The sequence below is a fragment of the Bacteroides sp. 44_46 genome (assembly GCF_001915465.1).
In the GTDB taxonomy this organism is placed as follows: domain Bacteria; phylum Bacteroidota; class Bacteroidia; order Bacteroidales; family Bacteroidaceae; genus Bacteroides; species Bacteroides clarus.
On sequence record NZ_MNQO01000002.1, the window covers coordinates 22,645 to 42,319 of the forward strand.

At 43.4% G+C, this 19,675-nt stretch carries 17 protein-coding genes and 2 pseudogenes; 15 read left to right on the forward strand and 4 right to left on the reverse strand.

Translation table 11 applies throughout. The features are described from left to right. Nucleotides 1-152: 152 nt before the first annotated feature. The 5 genes and pseudogenes from BHV73_RS01270 (at nt 153) to tsf (ending at nt 4,029) form a co-directional block, all read left to right on the forward strand. Nucleotides 153-644: a DUF4488 domain-containing protein gene (locus tag BHV73_RS01270; RefSeq protein WP_009122795.1), complete on the forward strand. Its 492-nt coding sequence runs from the start codon at nt 153-155 to the stop codon at nt 642-644. A gap of 337 nt (nt 645-981) precedes the next feature. Continuing rightward, the gene (gene rplM / locus BHV73_RS01275; protein WP_004288303.1) at nt 982-1,443 is read left to right on the forward strand and encodes a 50S ribosomal protein L13; all 462 of its coding nucleotides are present in this window, start codon (nt 982-984) and stop codon (nt 1,441-1,443) included. Between the two features lie 6 nt (nt 1,444-1,449). After that, nucleotides 1,450-1,861 (forward strand): annotated as a pseudogene (gene rpsI / locus BHV73_RS01280) (30S ribosomal protein S9). 230 nt (nt 1,862-2,091) lie between these two features. Next, nucleotides 2,092-2,908 (forward strand): annotated as a pseudogene (gene rpsB, locus BHV73_RS01285) (30S ribosomal protein S2). 128 nt (nt 2,909-3,036) lie between these two features. After that, nucleotides 3,037-4,029 (forward strand): translation elongation factor Ts, encoded by a 993-nt coding sequence (gene tsf, locus BHV73_RS01290; protein WP_009122792.1) that lies wholly within the window; start codon nt 3,037-3,039, stop codon nt 4,027-4,029. A gap of 94 nt (nt 4,030-4,123) precedes the next feature. On the opposite strand, the gene BHV73_RS01295 is transcribed toward tsf, so the two are convergent. Next, on the reverse strand, nt 4,124-4,483 hold the full coding sequence (locus BHV73_RS01295; protein WP_087412878.1) for a translation initiation factor: 360 nt from the start codon (nt 4,481-4,483) through the stop codon (nt 4,124-4,126). A 169-nt stretch (nt 4,484-4,652) separates the two neighbouring features. On the opposite strand from BHV73_RS01295, the gene BHV73_RS01300 reads away from it, so the two are divergent. The 3 genes from BHV73_RS01300 to ispF are packed head-to-tail and all read left to right on the forward strand — an operon-like array spanning nt 4,653 to nt 6,448. Then, complete coding sequence (locus tag BHV73_RS01300) at nt 4,653-5,309, forward strand: redox-sensing transcriptional repressor Rex (RefSeq protein WP_009122790.1); 657 nt, start codon at nt 4,653-4,655, stop codon at nt 5,307-5,309. Continuing rightward, entirely contained in the window at nt 5,309-5,926 is a 618-nt protein-coding gene (locus tag BHV73_RS01305) for a fumarylacetoacetate hydrolase family protein (protein WP_087426945.1), read from the forward strand. Before BHV73_RS01300 ends, BHV73_RS01305 begins: the two co-directional genes overlap by 1 nt. Nucleotides 5,927-5,968: 42 nt before the next feature. Beyond that, a complete protein-coding gene (gene ispF, locus BHV73_RS01310; RefSeq protein ID WP_087412963.1) occupies nt 5,969-6,448 on the forward strand; it encodes a 2-C-methyl-D-erythritol 2,4-cyclodiphosphate synthase in 480 nt (159 codons plus the stop codon). Between the two features lie 10 nt (nt 6,449-6,458). On the opposite strand, the gene BHV73_RS01315 is transcribed toward ispF, so the two are convergent. The 3 genes from BHV73_RS01315 to BHV73_RS01325 form a co-directional block, all read right to left on the reverse strand. Then, entirely contained in the window at nt 6,459-7,817 is a 1,359-nt protein-coding gene (locus BHV73_RS01315; protein WP_009122787.1) for a glycoside hydrolase family 28 protein, read from the reverse strand. 103 nt (nt 7,818-7,920) lie between these two features. Next, a complete protein-coding gene (locus BHV73_RS01320) occupies nt 7,921-8,772 on the reverse strand; it encodes an exodeoxyribonuclease X C-terminal domain-containing protein (protein WP_087412880.1) in 852 nt (283 codons plus the stop codon). 37 nt (nt 8,773-8,809) lie between these two features. Next, on the reverse strand, nt 8,810-9,865 hold the full coding sequence (locus BHV73_RS01325) for a porin (protein WP_087412881.1): 1,056 nt from the start codon (nt 9,863-9,865) through the stop codon (nt 8,810-8,812). A 191-nt stretch (nt 9,866-10,056) separates the two neighbouring features. On the opposite strand from BHV73_RS01325, the gene mnmA reads away from it, so the two are divergent. The 7 genes from mnmA to BHV73_RS01360 all read left to right on the forward strand — a co-directional run bounded on the left by mnmA (nt 10,057) and on the right by BHV73_RS01360 (nt 19,673). Then, a complete protein-coding gene (gene mnmA / locus BHV73_RS01330) occupies nt 10,057-11,139 on the forward strand; it encodes a tRNA 2-thiouridine(34) synthase MnmA (RefSeq protein WP_206422516.1) in 1,083 nt (360 codons plus the stop codon). 38 nt (nt 11,140-11,177) lie between these two features. After that, nucleotides 11,178-12,548 carry a S8 family peptidase gene (locus BHV73_RS01335; protein WP_087412882.1) on the forward strand — a complete coding sequence of 457 codons (1,371 nt, stop codon included), beginning with the start codon at nt 11,178-11,180 and terminating at the stop codon, nt 12,546-12,548. A 41-nt stretch (nt 12,549-12,589) separates the two neighbouring features. Beyond that, nucleotides 12,590-13,840: an exodeoxyribonuclease VII large subunit gene (xseA, locus tag BHV73_RS01340; protein WP_087412883.1), complete on the forward strand. Its 1,251-nt coding sequence runs from the start codon at nt 12,590-12,592 to the stop codon at nt 13,838-13,840. A 4-nt stretch (nt 13,841-13,844) separates the two neighbouring features. Then, nucleotides 13,845-14,054: an exodeoxyribonuclease VII small subunit gene (gene xseB / locus BHV73_RS01345; protein ID WP_009122781.1), complete on the forward strand. Its 210-nt coding sequence runs from the start codon at nt 13,845-13,847 to the stop codon at nt 14,052-14,054. A 156-nt stretch (nt 14,055-14,210) separates the two neighbouring features. Next, nucleotides 14,211-14,699 carry an RNA polymerase sigma-70 factor gene (locus BHV73_RS01350; protein WP_009122780.1) on the forward strand — a complete coding sequence of 163 codons (489 nt, stop codon included), beginning with the start codon at nt 14,211-14,213 and terminating at the stop codon, nt 14,697-14,699. Nucleotides 14,700-14,778: 79 nt separating this feature from the next. Further along, nucleotides 14,779-15,924, forward strand: coding sequence for a FecR family protein (locus tag BHV73_RS01355; protein ID WP_087412884.1), 1,146 nt, complete (start codon nt 14,779-14,781; stop codon nt 15,922-15,924). Between the two features lie 161 nt (nt 15,925-16,085). Next, a complete protein-coding gene (locus tag BHV73_RS01360) occupies nt 16,086-19,673 on the forward strand; it encodes a SusC/RagA family TonB-linked outer membrane protein (protein ID WP_162609573.1) in 3,588 nt (1,195 codons plus the stop codon). Nucleotides 19,674-19,675: the final 2 nt, after the last annotated feature.

The following is a 19,675-nucleotide window of genomic DNA, read 5'->3' on the forward strand; positions in this document are numbered from 1 at the left end:
TGGAGAACGGAATAGAATATCTTTAACGGATAAGCCCGCATAAACTTTGGTTTATGCGGGCTTTTTTATGCGATAAACTGTTATTTTCTCAAAATAAATCTTTATATTTGTGTCAACAGGAATGACATAGCGTTAACCAATATCATACGAATATGAAAAAGAGTTATTTCTTTACCATGCTGGCGGCGGTGCTGCTTGCGGTAACAGGAGTCCGGGCGCAGGATAAGGCTGTTTTCGAGCCGGCGCATCTGGAAGGTATTTGGCAGTTGTGTCATTATGTGTCCGAAAATCCGGATATTCCCGGAATATTGAAGCCGAGCAATACATTTAAGGTGCTGAGCGATGACGGCCGTATTGTTAATTTCACGATACGACCCGGTGCGGACGCCATTATTACGGGGTATGGCACCTATCGGCAAATATCGGGCACGGCCTATAAGGAAAGCATCGAGAAGAACATCCATCTGCCTATGTTGGATAATAAGGATAATATCCTTGAATTTGAAATGGGTGAGGGCGGTGTGATGTATCTGAAATATTTTATCGCAAAAGATTTAAACGGAAATGAACTGAATACATGGTTTCATGAAACCTGGAAACGGGTGAATATGCCATCCGCATTTCCGGAGGACATTGTCCGGTAACAGAAAACAAATGCCATTTCATACCCCTTGCGCAAATCCGGGAATGTCCTGTTTACAGGTGTTTGCATGCGCGGGCGGGAACTTTTGAAATTATCTTCCGGGGATATTTTTATTTCTTCGGAAGATAATTTCTTTTTGTTGTATATCAGCCAAGTGCAATTTAAAAAAAAGAAGAAAACGTTTGCCAGTTATAAGAAAATCCGTACCTTTGCAAGCCGATTATTATCTCATAAGGATAAGCATTTAATTCATAGCGAGTTAATCTCCCTTTGTCCGAGGCGGTTAATTCGTGGTGAAGCAAAACATTTAGTAGTAACATTTAAAAAAACAATTAAGAGTGGATACTTTAAGTTACAAGACCATTTCTGCAAACAAAGCTACAGTGACTAAAGAATGGGTCATTGTTGACGCTACGGATCAAGTATTGGGTCGTCTGGGCGCGAAAGTTGCGAAACTGTTGAGAGGAAAGTATAAACCAAACTTTACTCCTCACGTAGATTGTGGCGATAATGTAATCATTATCAACGCCGACAAAGTAAAATTAACCGGTAACAAATGGAATGACAAGGTATATCTGTCATATACAGGCTATCCCGGCGGTCAGAGAGAAATCACTCCTGCTCGTTTGCAGGCAAAACCGAACGGTGATGACAAGTTGCTGAGAAAAGTAGTAAAGGGTATGTTGCCTAAGAATAAACTGGGTGCTCAATTGCTGGGCAATATGTACGTTTATGCAGGCAGCGAGCACAAACATGAAGCTCAGAGCCCGAAAATGATTGATATTAACGCACTTAAATAAGAGATAATGGAAGTAGTAAATGCATTAGGCAGACGTAAAAGTGCAATTGCACGTATTTTCGTAAGCGAAGGTACTGGAAAGATTACTATGCGAAGGTACTGGAAAGATTACTATTAACAAGAGAGACCTCGCAGAGTACTTTCCATCAAGCATTCTTCAGTATGTAGTGAAACAACCGTTGAACAAACTGGGTGTTGCTGAAAAGTACGACATCAAAGTAAACCTCTGCGGTGGCGGTTTTACCGGTCAGTCTCAGGCATTGCGTCTTGCAATCGCTCGCGCGCTGGTGAAAATCAATGCTGAAGACAAGGCTGCTCTCCGCGCTGAAGGCTTCATGACCCGCGATCCCCGTTCTGTTGAACGTAAGAAACCGGGACAGCCGAAAGCTCGTCGTAGATTCCAGTTCAGTAAACGTTAAGAGTTGGAGAACGGTTGGGGCGGACAAGTTGCTTAATTCTCGACTTTCACCTCTCAACTCTCAACTGAAGGGGCGGACAAGTTGCTTAATTCTCGACTTTCACCTCTCAACTCTCAACTGAAAAAGCGTTTAGTATCTAAACTACCGGGACTCTTCATCTGGATAGGCTACCCGGCGGTTGGTTTAGAAAAAACAAAAAAGAAAGTAAACGATTTAAAGATTAAAACAAAATGTCAAGAACAAATTTTGATACATTATTGGAAGCCGGTTGTCACTTCGGTCACTTGAAAAGAAAGTGGAACCCTGCAATGGCTCCTTATATCTTCATGGAGCGCAATGGTATTCATATCATTGACCTCAACAAGACGGTTGCTAAAATTGACGAAGCTGCTGAAGCTTTGAAGCAAATCGCTAAATCAGGAAAGAAAGTCCTGTTTGTTGCTACTGGTTGCCGACAAGGCTGCATCTGTAAATATGCCTTATGTAATCGAGCGCTGGCCGGGTGGTATGTTGACTAACTTCCCGACAATCCGTAAGGCTGTGAAGAAGATGGCTACTATCGATAAGTTGACTAACGATGGTACTTATTCTAACCTCTCTAAGAGAGAAATTCTGCAAATCTCCCGTCAACGCGCTAAGTTGGACAAGACTTTGGGCTCTATCGCCGACCTGACTCGTCTGCCGTCCGCTTTGTTCGTTATCGACGTAATGAAAGAGAATATTGCAGTTCGCGAAGCTAACCGTTTGGGTATTCCGGTATTCGGTATCGTTGATACCAACTCCGATCCTACAAACATCGATTTCGTTATTCCGGCAAATGATGACGCTACCAAGTCGGTAGAAGTTATCTTGGATGCTTGCTGCGCCGCTATGCAGGAAGGTTTGGAAGAACGTAAGGCTGAAAAGGTAGATATGGAAGCCGCCGGCGAAGCTCCTGCCAACAAAGGCAAGAAGAAAGCTACAAAAGCAAGACTCGACAAGTCTGACGAGGAAGCAATCAACGCAGCCAAAGCTGCCGCTTTCATCAAGGAAGACGAAGAGGCTTAAATCATAGAACCGAGAGTTGAGAATTGAAAGTTGAGAGTTACTTTACGGCAATTCTCAATTCTCTATTCTCAGCTCTTTTTCGCTTTTTAGAACGATATTTATTAACTAAAATATAAAGGAAAGATATTATGGCTGTAAGTATGGCTGATATAACCAAGCTCCGTAAAATGACCGGTGCTGGTATGATGGATTGCAAGAATGCATTGAATGATGCTGAAGGCGATTTCGACAAGGCAATGGAAATTATCCGTAAGAAGGGACAGGCTGTTGCCGCTAAGCGTTCAGACCGTGAAGCTTCTGAAGGTTGCGTTTTGGCTAAGACTACCGGTGACTTTGCGGTTATCATCGCTTTGAAGTGCGAAACCGACTTCGTTGCTCAGAATGCTGACTTCGTGAAACTGACTCAGGATATCCTTGATCTCGCTGTCGCCAACAAGTGCAAGACTTTGGATGAAGTGAAAGCGTTGCCGATGGGTAACGGTACCGTACAGGATGCTGTAACAGACCGTAGCGGTATTACAGGCGAGAAAATGGAACTCGACGGTTATCTGACCGTAGAGGGTACAACCACTGTTGTGTACAACCACATGAACAGAAACGGTCTTTGTACAATCGTTGCTTTCAACAAGGAAGTAAACGAGCAGTTGGCTAAGCAAGTAGCTATGCAGATTGCCGCTATGAATCCGTTGGCTATCGATGAAGACGGCGTATCTGAGGAAGTTAAGCAGAAAGAAATCGATGTTGCCATCGAGAAGACAAAAGCTGAACAAGTACAGAAGGCTGTTGAGGCTGCTTTGAAGAAAGCGAATATCAACCCGGCTCACGTAGACAGCGAAGACCACATGGAAAGCAACATGGCTAAGGGCTGGATTACAGCTGAAGACGTGGCAAAAGCTAAAGAAATCATCGCTACCGTTTCCGCTGAAAAGGCTGCTAACTTGCCCGAACAGATGATTCAGAACATCGCTAAGGGTCGTCTGGGTAAATTCTTGAAAGAAGTTTGCTTGCTGAACCAGGAAGACATCATGGATGCTAAGAAGACAGTAAGAGAAGTGCTGAAAGAAGCTGATCCTGAACTGAAGATCGTCGACTTCAAGCGTTTCACTTTGCGTGCTGAATAATTCTGTACGAATAGAAATAAATAGAAACGGTCGCATGGAAATATTCATAGCGGCCGTTTTTATTTATTTATTATGTTTTTAAAGCGGAAGCAGGTTACCCCACCGGTTTGGTTTGTGTATATCCCTCTTTCTTCAGTAATTCCAGCACTTTTTGTTTAAAGTCTCCTTGTACAATGACTTCTCCGTCTTTGGCGCTTCCGCCCACGCCGCATTTACTTTTAAGGAACTTGCCCAATTCTTTCAAATCATCTTCCGTACCGACAAATCCGGTAATGAGAGTTACGACTTTACCACCCCGGTTCTTGCGGTCCAATTGTACGCGCAGACGCTGTTGGGAAGGTTGGAGAGTGGCTTGCTCTTCTTCATCGTCCATTTCGTAATTGAAGTCGGGGTTGGTGGAGTACACCACGTTCAGTCTGTCTTTCCAGTCGTTGTCTTTTGGATTCTTAGCCATATATATCTATTTTAATTGTCTGTGAAAAGGAGTTCAAAAATACGGTTTTATAGGGAAGTTTGCAATCATAGGTAGAAATAATGTTAACCTTTTGTCATAGATATGTTATAGATTAGAAAAAAAGCACTACTTTTGTCAGTCATAATATTGAGAACTTAAAGGGAAGACTATGAACAATCAGTTACAAAAGAAAGACTCCATGAAGGTGCCGGAACCTACCTTGCGCCGGCTTCCGTGGTACCTTTCCAATGTAAAGTTGCTTAGAAAGAAAGGTGAACGCTTTGTTTCCTCTACTCAAATCTCCAAAGAAATCAATATTGATGCTTCCCAGATAGCAAAGGATTTGTCGTATGTCAATATCTCCGGCCGTACTCGTGTGGGGTATGAGATAGATACGTTGATTGCTGTATTGGAAGATTTTCTGGGATTTACCAATATACATAAAGCTTTTCTTTTCGGCGTAGGAAGCCTGGGAGGCGCGTTGTTGCGCGACTCCGGTTTGAATCATTTCGGGTTGGAGATTGTAGCGGCGTTCGATGTAAACCCGGATTTGGTGGGTACGACCTTGAATGGCATTCCTATTTATCACTCCAATGACTTTGAGAAGAAAATGCGCGAATATGATGTCAATATCGGTGTGTTGACAGTACCTATCGAGATTGCGCAGACCATTACGGATACTATGGTGGCCGGCGGCATTAAGGCCGTATGGAACTTTACTCCGTTCCGTATCCGCGTGCCGGAAGATATAGTAGTTCAGAACACCTCGTTGTATGCACATCTGGCTGTTATGTTTAACCGTTTGAACTTTAATGAAATAAAGTAATGAAGATTATTGCGGTAGGGATGAACTATGCACGGCATAATAAGGAGCTGGGGCATACTCAAATAAATCAGGAACCTGTTATCTTCATGAAACCCGATTCGGCCATCCTGAAAGACGGTAAGCCGTTTTTTGTTCCCGACTTTTCCAATGAGGTGCATTATGAGACGGAAGTTGTAGTGCGTATTTGCAGGCTGGGCAAGAATATCGCTCCGCGCTTTGCTCATCGTTACTATGATGCGGTGACGGTAGGTATTGATTTTACTGCCCGTGACTTGCAGAGGAAATTCCGTGAGGCCGGCAATCCGTGGGAGTTGTGTAAAGGGTTTGATAACTCGGCGGCTATCGGTACGTTCATTTCTCCGGAACAAGCCGGCGGTGACTTACAGAAGCTGGATTTTCATCTTGATATAGACGGTAAGGAAGTGCAGCGCGGTAATACGGCAGATATGCTTTTCAAGATAGATGATATAATAGCCTACGTCAGTCGCTTCATGACTTTGAAGATTGGCGACTTATTGTTTACGGGTACGCCGGCCGGTGTAGGACCTGTCGGTATCGGGCAGCATTTGCAAGGTTATCTGGGAGAAGAAAAACTGCTCGATTTCTATATTCGCTGATTTCGGTTGCTTATTGTGTCAAAACAAAAGAATCAAAAAGATATGAAGATACGTGTTGGCTTTGGCTTTGATGTTCACCAATTGGTGGCAGGCAGAGAACTTTGGTTGGGTGGCGTGCGTTTGGAACATGAGAAAGGTCTGTTGGGACATTCGGATGCCGACGTATTGATACACGCCATTTGTGATGCATTGCTGGGGGCGGCGAATATGCGTGATATAGGTTATCACTTTCCAGATACGGCAGGTGAGTTCAAAAACATAGATAGCAAGATTCTGTTGAAGAAAACGGTAGAGCTGATAGGTGACAGAGGTTATTCTGTCGGTAATATCGATGCGACAATTTGTGCCGAACGTCCTAAACTGAAAGCGAATATACCTGCCATGCAGCAAACTCTTTCCGCTGTAATGGGGATTGATGAAGATGATATTTCCATAAAGGCCACTACCACGGAAAAACTGGGCTTTACCGGACGGGAGGAAGGTATATCCGCTTATGCAACCGTGTTGATAATGAAAGAATAGTCTGATTTAATCAGGGAGCGGTTACCGCCTTTCCGTTAACCGTCACGTTATCCAATGTCAGATTTACCACATTTTCCATTTGGATGGCTTTCGGGGCTTTCTTTACGGTTATATTTCTCAAGGTGATGTCGTACAGCTTGGCTTCGGGCAGTCCGTTAGCCATGAGAGCCACGCTGTCCACACGGTTGCAGGTTACATCTTCAATGCAGATGTTACGGAACAATGTAGGATGATTGCCGCCCCGGTATCCGTGATAGTTTGTACGGAAATTGATGACACCCCATAGACAGACATCCGCTTCAATGCGGCGCATATTCAAATTCTCAAAATAACCCCCTCTGTCTAAGTTGGACTTGAAGTATATGCCATTGCGGCAACTGTCTATCTTGCAGTCTTCGATATAGATATTTCGTACTCCGCCGGACATCTCGCTTCCGATAGTGATGGCCCAACGTGCGAAGTGGCAGTTGCGGATGATGACATTTTCCGTAGCCTGTCCGATGCGCCAGCCGTCCTGGTCGCGTCCGGATTTGATGGCGATGCCGTCGTCGCCTACATTGAAGTCCATTCCCTCTATCAGTACGTTGGTGCTGGATTCCGGGTCGCAGCCGTCATTGTTGTAGTTATTACTGTCGATATATACGTTTCGTACGGTTACGTTGTCACAGAATACGGGGTGGATAATCCAGAAAGGAGAATCGTATATCTTCAAGTCTTCCACCAATACGTTTTTGCAACCGTAAAATTGTATCATACAAGGACGTAGATAATGTCCTTCGCCGAATACGCGTTCGTAGACCGGAACGGAATCGATGCCCATTTGGCGCAGACGGTCTACGGCAGGGCCTTGTATGGCATGCCAGTCGTTGAAGGTCACCGAACCGTTTCCGTCGATAGTACCTTTGCCGGTTACTGCGACATTTGTGCACTGGTATGCGTAGATAAAGGGAGAGTAGTTGAAGCATTCCGTTCCTTCCCATTTAGTCAGTACCATAGGAAGGTAGTCGGCGGCTTCGGTAGAGAATTCCAGACGTGCACCCTCGGCGATGTGCAGGTTGATGTTACTTTTCAGCGTAATGGCTCCTTTGATGAAATAGTTTCCCGCGGGAATCAGTACGGTACCGCCGCCATCGGTGTTACATTGATTGATGGCTTTCAGGATGGCGGGACGGCTGTCGAAAGCTGTATCGTCTTTTGCTCCGTATTCGGTCACATCATAAATCGTATCGGCAAATGCAGGCGGTACGATATTTTTTAGTATTCCGGGTACTTTTGCCCATTCTCCGGTTTCTTTCCGGGGGGATGTGGCAGTGCATGCTACTATCGTCAATAAGAGAAGTAAGCACCAGAGTGCAGATTGTTTTTTCATGGTATTACAGTATCTAAATATGTACAAGGCAAAAATACGGGTTTCTTTCCGGGGAAAGGTGGATGAATTGATGTTTGAAATGGAATTTTTGATTGGATTTGTGCTATTGCCGGATTTTTACATAATTAAGTCGCGTCCATTTGTTTTTTCCAATGGTATAGGTGTTGGCAATACGTGCCGAGGCTATATGGACTGTTTCGTCTATCCGGTAAGCATGCTCCATGGCCGGCAGTTGGCATGAATGCCTGCTTGCCGTACGAGAGCTGATGCGGAAAGTTACAAGATTTCCGGAGGCGTCTTTCAGTTTCAGTATTTGTCGGACATAGAAGTAAGGGGTCGTACCTTTGACCTGCGTCTTATAGGGATCGTCTTCCAGACGGACACTGAAAATGGTTAGAACCAGATTCTCTACTTTTTCTCCCTCTTTGCCGAGATAGCGTCCGATAGACGGTTGTTGGGCTTTTCGTTGCAGGATGTCGATATATACGGAATGATATATCCGGGCGATTTGAGCGAAACGTTCTTGCTTGGGTATTCGGGGGGTGAACTTAAAAGCTATCCAAGTGAGATAGCCGGGATCCACTTGCAGAATCTCGTGCAGGTAATGTCCGTGGTATTTACCGAAAGAGATAATGTCGTCGCCTCTGTTCTGCATTCGTTTGGCGTTATATTCCACTAAAAACAGAGGGCGTGAAGAGTAATAACATAAAGTACTGGATATACGTAAGGCTTCGTGTACGTCTTCGTCCAGGTCGAATATGTAAAATATGGATTGCTTTTCGGGTAAGGGGGAGTAAATCCAAAGTGAATAGCGGGGATGGTCCGTTCTCGGCAGTACCACAAGATAAGCGCCAACTTCTTTGAAGGAGGTCTTTTGCCGGTTGTATGCATTGAGCTTTTGATACAACAAGTCTTGTTCTGTGGCGGTGATGCCTGGAATAAGCGGATTTGCCATACATCAATTTGCTTATTCCAAATATACGGAATTTTATTTAGAATCGTATCATCAGTTCCAGTACGATTTTGTCTTGTTCAGATTCTTTTGCAATACTGTTGCGGGCATAGAAATACTTTTCGTAATTCAGACGCAGGTCTGTGCGGAACGCTTTACTGAGACTGAAAGTGATACCGCCTGTCAGTCGCTGGCGTTTGTAGTCGGTGGTGATTAATGAACCGGTTTCCTCGTCGGTTGTTTTGGCGTCACTTTGATCTGTCATCATGTCGTAGCGTAGCAGGAAAGACATTTTATTGAATACTTTCCGCAGGGGAAGGTCGTAATTGATAAATGTGTTTACGGCCTGTACATCTCCGAAGGCGTTGTCGGAGTATTGCTTGTATAGATATTCACCTTCGATATGGAAGCGGTGGAACTCATAGTAAGCGCCGATATCGTATGATTGTACGCGTATCTCTTCCGGCTGTATGCTTTGTACGCTCAGTGTCAGGTTCAGCCCTTTGGTGAAAAGGAATTGGGCTTTGGCGGAATAATTTATTTCTTTATGCCATTCCTTTTGATTGGTCAGTCCCGAACCGTTGTACAGTCCGCCTTCTATCGTGATGGGTAGTTCGGTAGGCAGGGTATATCCCAGTGTGACACCCACATCACGTACGTTACCTACTTGTTTGGCGATGAATGAACGGTTGGCAAAATATTGTTGGTGTGGTGAACGGTGTGCGTCGATGGTAAAGGGTACACGCATCTGTCCGGCGGTTACTGTCAGCCCTTTTGCCGGAAACAGGCGTGCATAGGCATCGAGCATTTTGATGCTTCCTTCGTCCGACAGGTCGATTTCGGCTTTATAGGCCACAATCGGTAAGACATTACCGGTGACACTGACACGTGCGTTTCGTACTTCAAAGCGTCCGGCGCCCATAGTGGTCTGGTATTCGTATTTGGAGCGGATGGTTCCATGAATTTCGGGCAGATAGTCTTTTGTTTCCAGTTTTTCCTTGTTTATCTTCTTTCCGTCCTCGTTGTTGTAGGCACTTTGGGCTTTCGCCGTAAAGGGCAGCAGGATGATGAGCAGCATCAATGCGCTTTTTTTCATAATTTGTTGTTGTCGATTTGTTTACGGCGGCAAAGATACGGTCATATATGTTGTGTTTTTATGTCATATACGTTTCGTTTTTGTTACAAAATCAGAGAGAAAACTATATGTATCTATGTGAAGTCTTGCTAAAAAGGCGGGGCTTTTCTCTGTCTTCTACTCGAAAACCCGTATTTTTGCAGGCTAAAACGATGAATATCCGAGAAATGAACAAGATAGAAAAGCGAGTGCTGGTTGGTATGAGCGGTGGTATTGACAGTACCGCTACATGTTTGATGCTGCAAGAACAGGGCCACGAGATAATCGGCCTTACGATGTGGGTGTGGGGAGACGAACCGTTAGAGGCCCGTCAACTGGCTCGGAGTATGGGCATTGAACATCATGTGGCTGACGAACGTGAGGCCTTTCGCAATGTGATTGTTCGGAATTTTATAGATGAATACCGACAGGGGCGGACACCCAATCCTTGTGTGATGTGCAACCCTCTGTTTAAGTTCCGTATTCTTACGGAGTGGGCGGATAAATTGAATTGCCGGTATATTGCTACAGGGCACTATACCCGTTTGGAAGAACTGAATGGGAAAATATACATAGTCGCCGGGGACGATGAGAAGAAAGATCAGTCTTATTTTCTTTGGAGACTGGGGCAGGATGTTTTGAGACGTTGCCTTTTTCCATTAGGAGCATATACAAAATTGCAAGTACGTGATTACCTGCGGGATAAAGGTTATACGCTGAAGGCCGAAGAAGGGGAAAGCATGGAAGTCTGTTTCATAAAGGGAGATTATCGGGATTTTCTGCGCGAACATTCTCCGGAGATAGACGATGAAGTAGGACCGGGCTGGTTTGTCAATTCGGAAGGGGTGAAGTTGGGAGAACATAAGGGCTTTCCTTACTATACCATCGGACAACGGAAAGGACTTGAAATCGCATTGGGAAAACCCGCTTATGTGTTGAAAATCAATCCGCAGAAGAATACCGTAATGCTGGGAGATGCAGAGCAACTCAAAGCGGAATATATGCTTGCGGAACAGGATAATCTGATTGATGAGGGAGAGGTTCTCGGAAGCAGTGGACTGACGGTTCGCATCCGCTATCGCAGTAAGCCGGTTCCTTGTTCGGTAAAACGCCTGGAAGACGGACGGTTACTGATACATTTTGAGGCGGAAGCATCTGCCATTGCACCGGGACAATCTGCTGTATTCTACATCGGAAAACGGGTGGCAGGCGGTTCGTTTATCGCTTCGCAACGGGGTATCGGTATGTATATTTAGAGAATTAAGAACGAAAATTTGAAAATAAAAAGAGATTGATGAGGAAGAGATTAATTATTCTTTCAGTTTTAGCGTTGTTTGTGGCAGGTGCATCGGCACAGCAAGATACGTTGAAATATCGTATTAGTTTAAGAGACAAGGCAGCTACCGTTTATTCATTGGAACGTCCGGAACAGTTTCTTTCGGAGAAAGCCATTGCAAGACGCCAAAAACAGAATCTAGCGATTGACTCCACCGATCTGCCGGTTTGCCGTAAGTATATCGATGAGATACGCAGACAAGGAGTGAATATCGTGGTTGCGGGAAAATGGGAAAACTTTGTTACGGTTTCCTGCAATGATTCTACTTTGATTAACCGTATTGCCGCATTGCCGTTTGTACGTACTGCGGAAAAGGTATGGACTGCTCCGAAAATGAATGAAGGGACGAGGGTCGCAACACGTGATTCTGTAATTAATGAGCCGAAGATATACACTGATAGTATTTACGGACCTGCTATCACCCAAATTCAGTTGAGCAATGGAGATAAATTGCATGATGCCGGATTTAAGGGGAAGGGAATGACGATTGCTGTCATTGATGCCGGATTTCATAATTTGGATAAGATAACGGCAATGCGGAATATCCGTGTCTTAGGTGTTAAAGATTTTGTCAATCCTCAGGCGGATTTATTTGCTGAGAGCAGTCACGGACTGAGTGTGCTTTCTTGTATCGGAATGAACCGGCCGGATATTATGACGGGTACCGCACCTGAGGCTTCTTTTTGGCTGCTTCGCAGTGAGGATGAATATTCCGAGCATTTGGTAGAGCAGGACTATTGGGCTGCCGCCGTAGAATTTGCCGATAGTGTGGGTGTGGACGTGCTTAATACCTCTTTGGGATATTATGCTTTCGATGATAAATCGAAAAATTATAAATACCGTGATTTGGATGGACGCCATGCTTTGATGTCCCGTCAGGCCTCACATATAGCTGATAAGGGTATGGTGTTGGTGTGCAGTGCCGGTAATTCGGGAATGGGGGCTTGGAAAAAGATAACTCCTCCGGGAGATGCTGAGAATGTATTGACGGTAGGCGCTATAAACAAACAAGCGGTACTGGCTCCGTTCTCTTCTATCGGCAATACGGCCGATAACCGGATTAAGCCGGATGTTGTAGCTGTGGGTGAAGGAGCGGATGTGATTCGTACGGACGGAAATCAAGGCAAAGCAAACGGGACTTCTTTTTCTTCGCCCATCATGTGTGGAATGGTGGCTTGTTTATGGCAGGCATGTCCCCGGCTGACCGCGAAGGAACTGATTGAATTGGTTCGTACTTCCGGTGACCGTGCCGACTATCCGGATAATATCTATGGTTATGGTGTGCCGGATATGTGGAAAGCTTATAATAGTTATAAGCAAAAGAAGTAGAAAAACAGAAACCTTCAAACCTATACTTTATATTTAAAAACGTGGATGCATTATCACTATACGACTTGAATGCTCTGGTACGCCGAAGCTTGGAACAATGTCTGCCTGATACCTATTGGATACAGGCGGAATTAAGCGATGTACGTACCAACAGCACCGGACATTGTTATCTGGAGTTCGTACAGAAGGATGCCCGTAGTAATAGTTTGATAGCCAAGGCAAGAGGAACAATCTGGTTGAATGTATTTCGTCTGTTGAAACCTTATTTTGAGGAAGCCACAGGACAGGCATTTGTTTCGGGTATCAAAGTGTTGGTGCAAGTTACCGTCAGCTTCCATGAGCTGTATGGATACAGTCTTACGGTACAGGATATAGACCCCACCTATACTTTGGGTGATATGGCTCGTCGTCGTAAGGAAATTCTGAAACAATTGGAAGAAGAAGGGGTACTCACTTTAAATAAAGAATTGAAAATACCTCGCTTGCCGCAGCGTATCGCGGTTATTTCTTCCCCAACCGCTGCCGGATACGGTGACTTTTGCCACCAGTTACAAAATAATCCGGGAGGTTTTTACTTCCATACGGAGCTTTTTCCGGCATTGATGCAAGGTGAGCGTGTTGAAGAATCTGTTTTGGCTGCTTTGGACAAGATAAACTCCCGCTTGGATAATTTCGATGTGGTGGTCATTATTCGTGGAGGTGGAGCAACCTCCGACCTTTCCGGGTTTGATACTTATTTGCTCGCGGCGGCCTGTGCGCAGTTTCCTTTACCTGTTATTACAGGTATCGGGCATGAGCGTGACGATACGGTGATTGATTCTGTAGCCCACACCCGTGTCAAGACTCCTACTGCTGCTGCGGAATTCCTGATAGACTGTATGAATGACGCTGCCGATGAGTTGGATTTGTTGGCTGCCCGTTTATACGATGGTGCCCGGAATTTGCTGATGCAAGAACATCAGAGGTTAGTATCCTGTAAGAATCGTATTCCTTCCGCTGCTTATAGTTGTATATCGGATGCGAAATTAACTTTACTTACCGTTCGAAAAGATATTGTACAAGCTGTAACGTCTTCTTTGTTTCGTCAACATCATCGGTTGGAACTACTTCAACAGCGGTTGATGGATGCTTCCCCGGAAAAACAATTGGCCCGTGGTTACAGTATTACATTGAAAAACGGTAAAGCTGTAAAGAATACTTCTCTCCTAAACGAGGGTGATGAAATCATCACTCGATTGTATCACGGAGAAGTGATTTCAGTAGTAACGAATAAATCGTCAAAAAATAAATAATCCTATGCCTACACCCAAGAAAAAAGAGACGTATTCCCAAGCAATGGAACGGCTGGAGAAAATTGTCAGTCAGATAGACAACAATGAGTTGGAAATAGATGCACTTGCCGAAAAGATAAAAGAAGCGAATGAAATCATTGCATTTTGTAGTGATAAATTAACCAAGGCAGATTGTGAGGTCAAAAAACTTTTATCGGATAAACAGCAAGATTAAACAACCTGGAACGGCTTTTTGTTAGCTCGATTTTCAATGTATTAATATTATATAACTCTTTTAGAGGCTGAAAGAGAAGATTCTGCTTTTTCTTTATTATTATAATAATTAATTTCGCTGGCGAATTTGTTTAAGATAAATAATAAATTGTAAAAGGTGGAGGACTTTGCTGACTTTGATTTCTTTTTTAAAGAATATTATGTCCCTCTTTATTCCTATGCACATTCTCTCATTAACAATTGGGAAGTAAGCCGTGATATAGCGAGTGATGCTTTTGAATATATATGGAAGAATTTTGATAGGATAGAGAAGGCCACGGCTAAGTCGTATCTCTTTATATATGTACGCAATCGTTCTATCGACTATCTGAGACACCAAGACATACATTACGCTTATGCTGAATTCTCTCAGAAATTGTATGAAAATTATACTGAAGTGGAATTTAAGGAACAAGACGAACGTATGGTGAAGATTCAGAAAGTATTGGACGGAATGACACCGCATACGAGACACATCCTGGAAGAGTGCTATCTACATGAGAAGAAGTATAAAGAAGTAGCCGCAGAATTGAATATAAGCATAAGTGCGGTTAGAAAACATATTGTTAAAGCCTTGAAAGCAATTCGGGAAGAATTTGCTAAATAAACCTAAAAAATAGGCTAAACGGTTCAAAATAAGTTTTATAAACGCAATTATAATAGAGTATTAACTAATTAGCGGATTTATGAGTAATCAAGATAGTACATCTGAATTTGAGAAAGCATTGGATTTAATGGAGAGCTCATCCGATATTTCTGATAAGAAATGGGAAGATTTGGAAGATGCGGAGACATTAGATGCCTGTAAGGATTTGATGGATGTCAGATTTCTTTTACATAAGCACCAAGCTTCCGGTATGGTCGACGTTGAGGCTGAGTTAGCCCGCTTGAAAGGCAGACGCAATAGGAAAAAATATCTTAAGATGTTTTGGATATGGAGCGGTTCGGTGGCAGCTATCTTGGTAGGAGCTTTTTTCTCATTGAATTATCTATTTAATGTACCGGTTACTTCGCCTAAATCAGTCACGGTGTTTGCTGCAGATCCGAATGAGCAGCGTATTGTTCTGGAATTAAATGACGGCAAGCAGTTCTTTTTGGACGATGAGCCTAAAAAAGAAAACAAACAGGTGGAAAAACGGCGAACTCTTGATTATACCAATCTGGCAAAGACTTCCGTTCCGGTAGTAAAAAAAATGTTGCAGACTCATTCTATTGTAATTCCCAGAGGCGAGACATTCAAATTGATTCTTTGTGATGGTACGGAGGTTTGGCTGAATGCCAATAGTAAATTGGTTTATCCTACCGCTTTTATAGAAAAGGAACGTACGGTTTTTCTTGAAGGAGAAGCGTACTTTAAAGTTACAAAAGACGCAAAGCCTTTTATCGTAAAGACAGATTATTTGCAGACTAAGGTTCTAGGAACAGAATTTAATGTGAAAAGTTATACGGCTGAAGACAGCCATGTAACACTGATTAGCGGTAAAGTACAGGTTCGCAGTCATGAAAATGCACGTTTTGTGGATTTGGAACCGGGTAAAGACGCCATGCTTCTTTCCGATGGATTGTTTGAGGTGAAAGAAGTAAACAGTGAAGCCTATACTTATTGGAAAGACGGATATTTCTATTTTGACGAACTGCCGTTGGCGGATATCATGAAGTCTATCGGACGTTGGTATAATGTGAACGTTACATTTAGAAATAAAGAAGCCATGGCATATCGCATACATTTTATGTCCAATCGCCAAAGTGGCATCGAAGAAACTATTCGTTTAATGAATCGTTTAAAAAAGGTAACGTTAACACTTTGTGAGAATACAGTCTATGTTGACTAAATGAATGCATATTTTGTGTAAATTCTTCCATATTGTAGATGCTTTTTAGAGAAAAAGTTTCATGAATCGAAAAAAATAAGGAAAAGAGGTGTCTTGTTATTCAAGTCGTACGCACTATTAATAAATGAAGCTTCGCTAATATTATTAAAAATAAACGTATGATGAGAAGAAAGAGGTACTTATTATTTCCGCTTTTCTTTTTCCTATTTTGGCTTCCGTTCTGTGCGGAAGCTCAAGTGAGTGAGAAGAAACTTACGGTAGAGTTTAAAAATGAAGAGCTATCTTCCGTATTTAAACAGTTAAGCAAAATTTCGGGTTATAAAATCCTTTTTACGTATGATGATGTGAAGCCATATACGTATAGCGGTGTTATCAAGGATAAAAATATCCGGGAGGCTTTGGATATTGTCCTGTCGGGTAAGAAACTTGAGTACAATATCGATAAGGAATTTATTACCATTACAACGAAAGGCCCGTCCAAACAGGCTAAAGTATATACGGTAAACGGTGTTGTGTTGTCGGCTGATGATGGTGAACCGCTTATCGGAGCTACCGTTATGGTGAAAGGTACTTCTACCGGTGTGCTAACGGATATGGACGGTAAATTTACATTACCTAATGTGTCCAGTCGTTCCAAGTTGGAATTTTCCTATGTAGGTATGCTGCCGCAGTCGCTTTCTCCCTCACCGACAATGAAAGTGTCTCTGCAATCGGATGTACAGACACTGTCGGAGGTTGTTGTGACGGGTATGCAGCGTATGGATAAACGTATGTTTACCGGCGCTACCGATCAGTTAAAGGCAGAAAATATAAAAATGGATGGTATGGCGGATATCAGCCGCGGTCTGGAAGGACGTTCGGCCGGTGTCTCCGTACAAAACGTATCCGGAACTTTCGGTACGGCGCCCAAAATTCGCGTACGTGGCGCAACTTCCATTTATGGTAGTTCCAAGCCTTTGTGGGTTGTTGATGGAGTTATCATGGAAGATGCTATCGAGGTGGGAGCAGACGATCTTTCTTCCGGTGATGCCGAAACATTGATCAGTTCCGCTATCGCAGGTTTAAATCCGGATGATATCGAAAGTTTTCAAATCCTGAAAGACGGTTCGGCAACGTCTATTTATGGTGCACGTGCTATGGCGGGTGTAATTGTCGTGACTACTAAAAAAGGTTCGGCCGGAGTACATAAAATCAGTTATACAGGCGAGTTTACTACCCGTATGATTCCCAGTTATAAAGAGTTCAATATTATGAATTCTCAGGAACAAATGGGTATTTATAAGGAACTGGAGCAGAAAGGCTGGTTGAATAATAGCGATACTTACCGTGCCAAGAACAGCGGTGTATATGGTAAAATGTACCAGTTGATAAATCAGTATAATGAGACTACCGGACAATTCGGTCTCGCGAACACGACAGCAGCGCGTAACTCTTATTTGCGTCAGGCGGAGATGAGAAATACGGATTGGTTTGACGCTTTATTCTCTAATAACATTATTCAGAACCATTCGGTCAGTATTACTTCCGGTTCAGAAAAAGCATCTTATTATGCTTCATTGAGTGCCATGTCCGATCCGGGTTGGTACAAGCAGAGTGAAGTCAGACGCTACACCGCTAATCTGAATACTACTTACAATATGTATAAGAATCTGTCTGTGAACATGATTGCCAATGCTTCTTATCGTAAACAGAAAGCACCGGGCACATTGAGTTCGGAGATTAATGCGGCGAGCGGAGAGGTCAGTCGTCAGTTTGATATCAATCCATATTCTTACGCGTTGAATACCTCGCGTGCGTTGGACCCTTCGGTTGACTATACAACAAACTATGCTCCATTCAATATATTGCATGAATTGGATAATAACTACATTGATTTAAACGTTGTTGATGTAAAGTTCCAGGGTGAAATGCGTTGGAAAGTAATTCCGGGATTGGAAATCAGCGCTTTGGGTTCGGTAAAATATCAGGCTTCCTCGCAGGAGCATAATATCAAGGATGATTCCAATCAGGCAACGGCCTATCGTACCGGTATGGATGATGCGACGATACGTGATGCGAATAATCTGCTTTATACCAATCCGGATAATCCGTATGCATTGCCTATCACTGTTTTGCCGGAAGGCGGTATCTATCAACGGAAAGATTATCGTATGCTTGGAATTGACTTTCGTGGTACTTTGTCATGGAACCACATGTTTAAAGAAAAGCACATGACTAACTTGTTTGCCGGTCTTGAAGTGAATAATCTGGAGCGTTCGCAGAATTATTTTCAGGGTTGGGGTATGCAATATACTATGGGGGAGATACCTTATTACGTATATGAGTATTTCAAGAAAGGTATTGAAGCCGGAGAACCTTACTATGGTTTAAGCCATTCAACCACCCGTAGCGTGGCCGGATTTACTAATTTGGCTTATTCTTATGACGGTCGTTATACATTAAACGGAACTTTCCGTTATGAAGGAACAAACCGTATGGGACGGAGCCGTTCTGCCCGTTGGTTGCCTACTTGGAATATTTCAGGTGCGTGGAATGTGCATGAAGAGGATTTCTTTGATAAAGCTTTTGCGCCTGCCTTGTCACACTTGACGTTGAAAGCGTCTTATTCATTGACAGCCGACCGTGGTCCGGAGTATGTAACCAATTCACAGGCAATTATCATGAGTTATTCTCCTTATCGTCCTTTTACGGACGGACAGGAAACCGGACTTTATGTTTCTGACCCGGAGAACAGTGAACTGACTTATGAGAAAAAGCACGAGTTGAACATCGGTGCGGATATGGGTTTCTTAAACAACCGCATCAATTTTGCAGTGGACTGGTACAAGCGTAATAACTACGATTTGATAGGTATCATCGCTACGCAAGGCGTAGGCGGTACTATCTATAAATATGCCAATATCGCTTCCATGAAGTCGCATGGTGTTGAGTTCACGCTTTCTACCAAAAATGTAAAGTCGCAGTCGTTCTCATGGAATACGGACTTCATCTTCTCTTACGCGAAAAATGAAGTAACCGATTTGAAGTCACGTGCCAGCATGATGGAACTTGTATCAGGAAACGGTTTTGCCATGCAAGGATATCCTGTACGCGGCTTATTCTCCATTCCATTTGCAGGATTGGATAAGAACGGTATTCCTCAATATTTGATTAATGGAGAAGTTACCAGTACGAATATTGACTTCCAGACACGCGAAAATTTGGATTATTTGAAGTACGAAGGTCCTACCGATCCGACTATAACGGGTAGTTTAGGTAATATCTTTACCTATAAAGGGTTTAAGCTGAATGTCTTTATGACATATTCATTCGGTAATGTAGTCCGCATGAATCCTTGTTTCAGCTACCAGTATTCGGATTTGTCTTCTATGCCTCGTGAGTTTAAGAACCGCTGGACAGTACCGGGTGATGAGGCTCGTACAAATATTCCGGCTATCATCTCCAAACGGCAGTATTATGAAAACCAGAATTTGGTGTATGCTTACAATGCTTACAATTATTCAACAGAGCGTATCGCCAAAGGTGATTTCATTCGTATGAAGGAGATTTCTCTTGCCTATGAATTCCCAAAAGCCTGGATAGAACCGGCCAAGATATCCAACCTGTCACTGAAGTTGCAGGCTACCAACCTTTTCCTCATTTATGCGGATAAGAAGTTGAACGGACAGGACCCGGAATTCTTTAATACCGGTGGTGTTGCCGCTCCGGTACCTCGCCAATTTACATTGACGCTTAGAGTAGGTTTTTAATT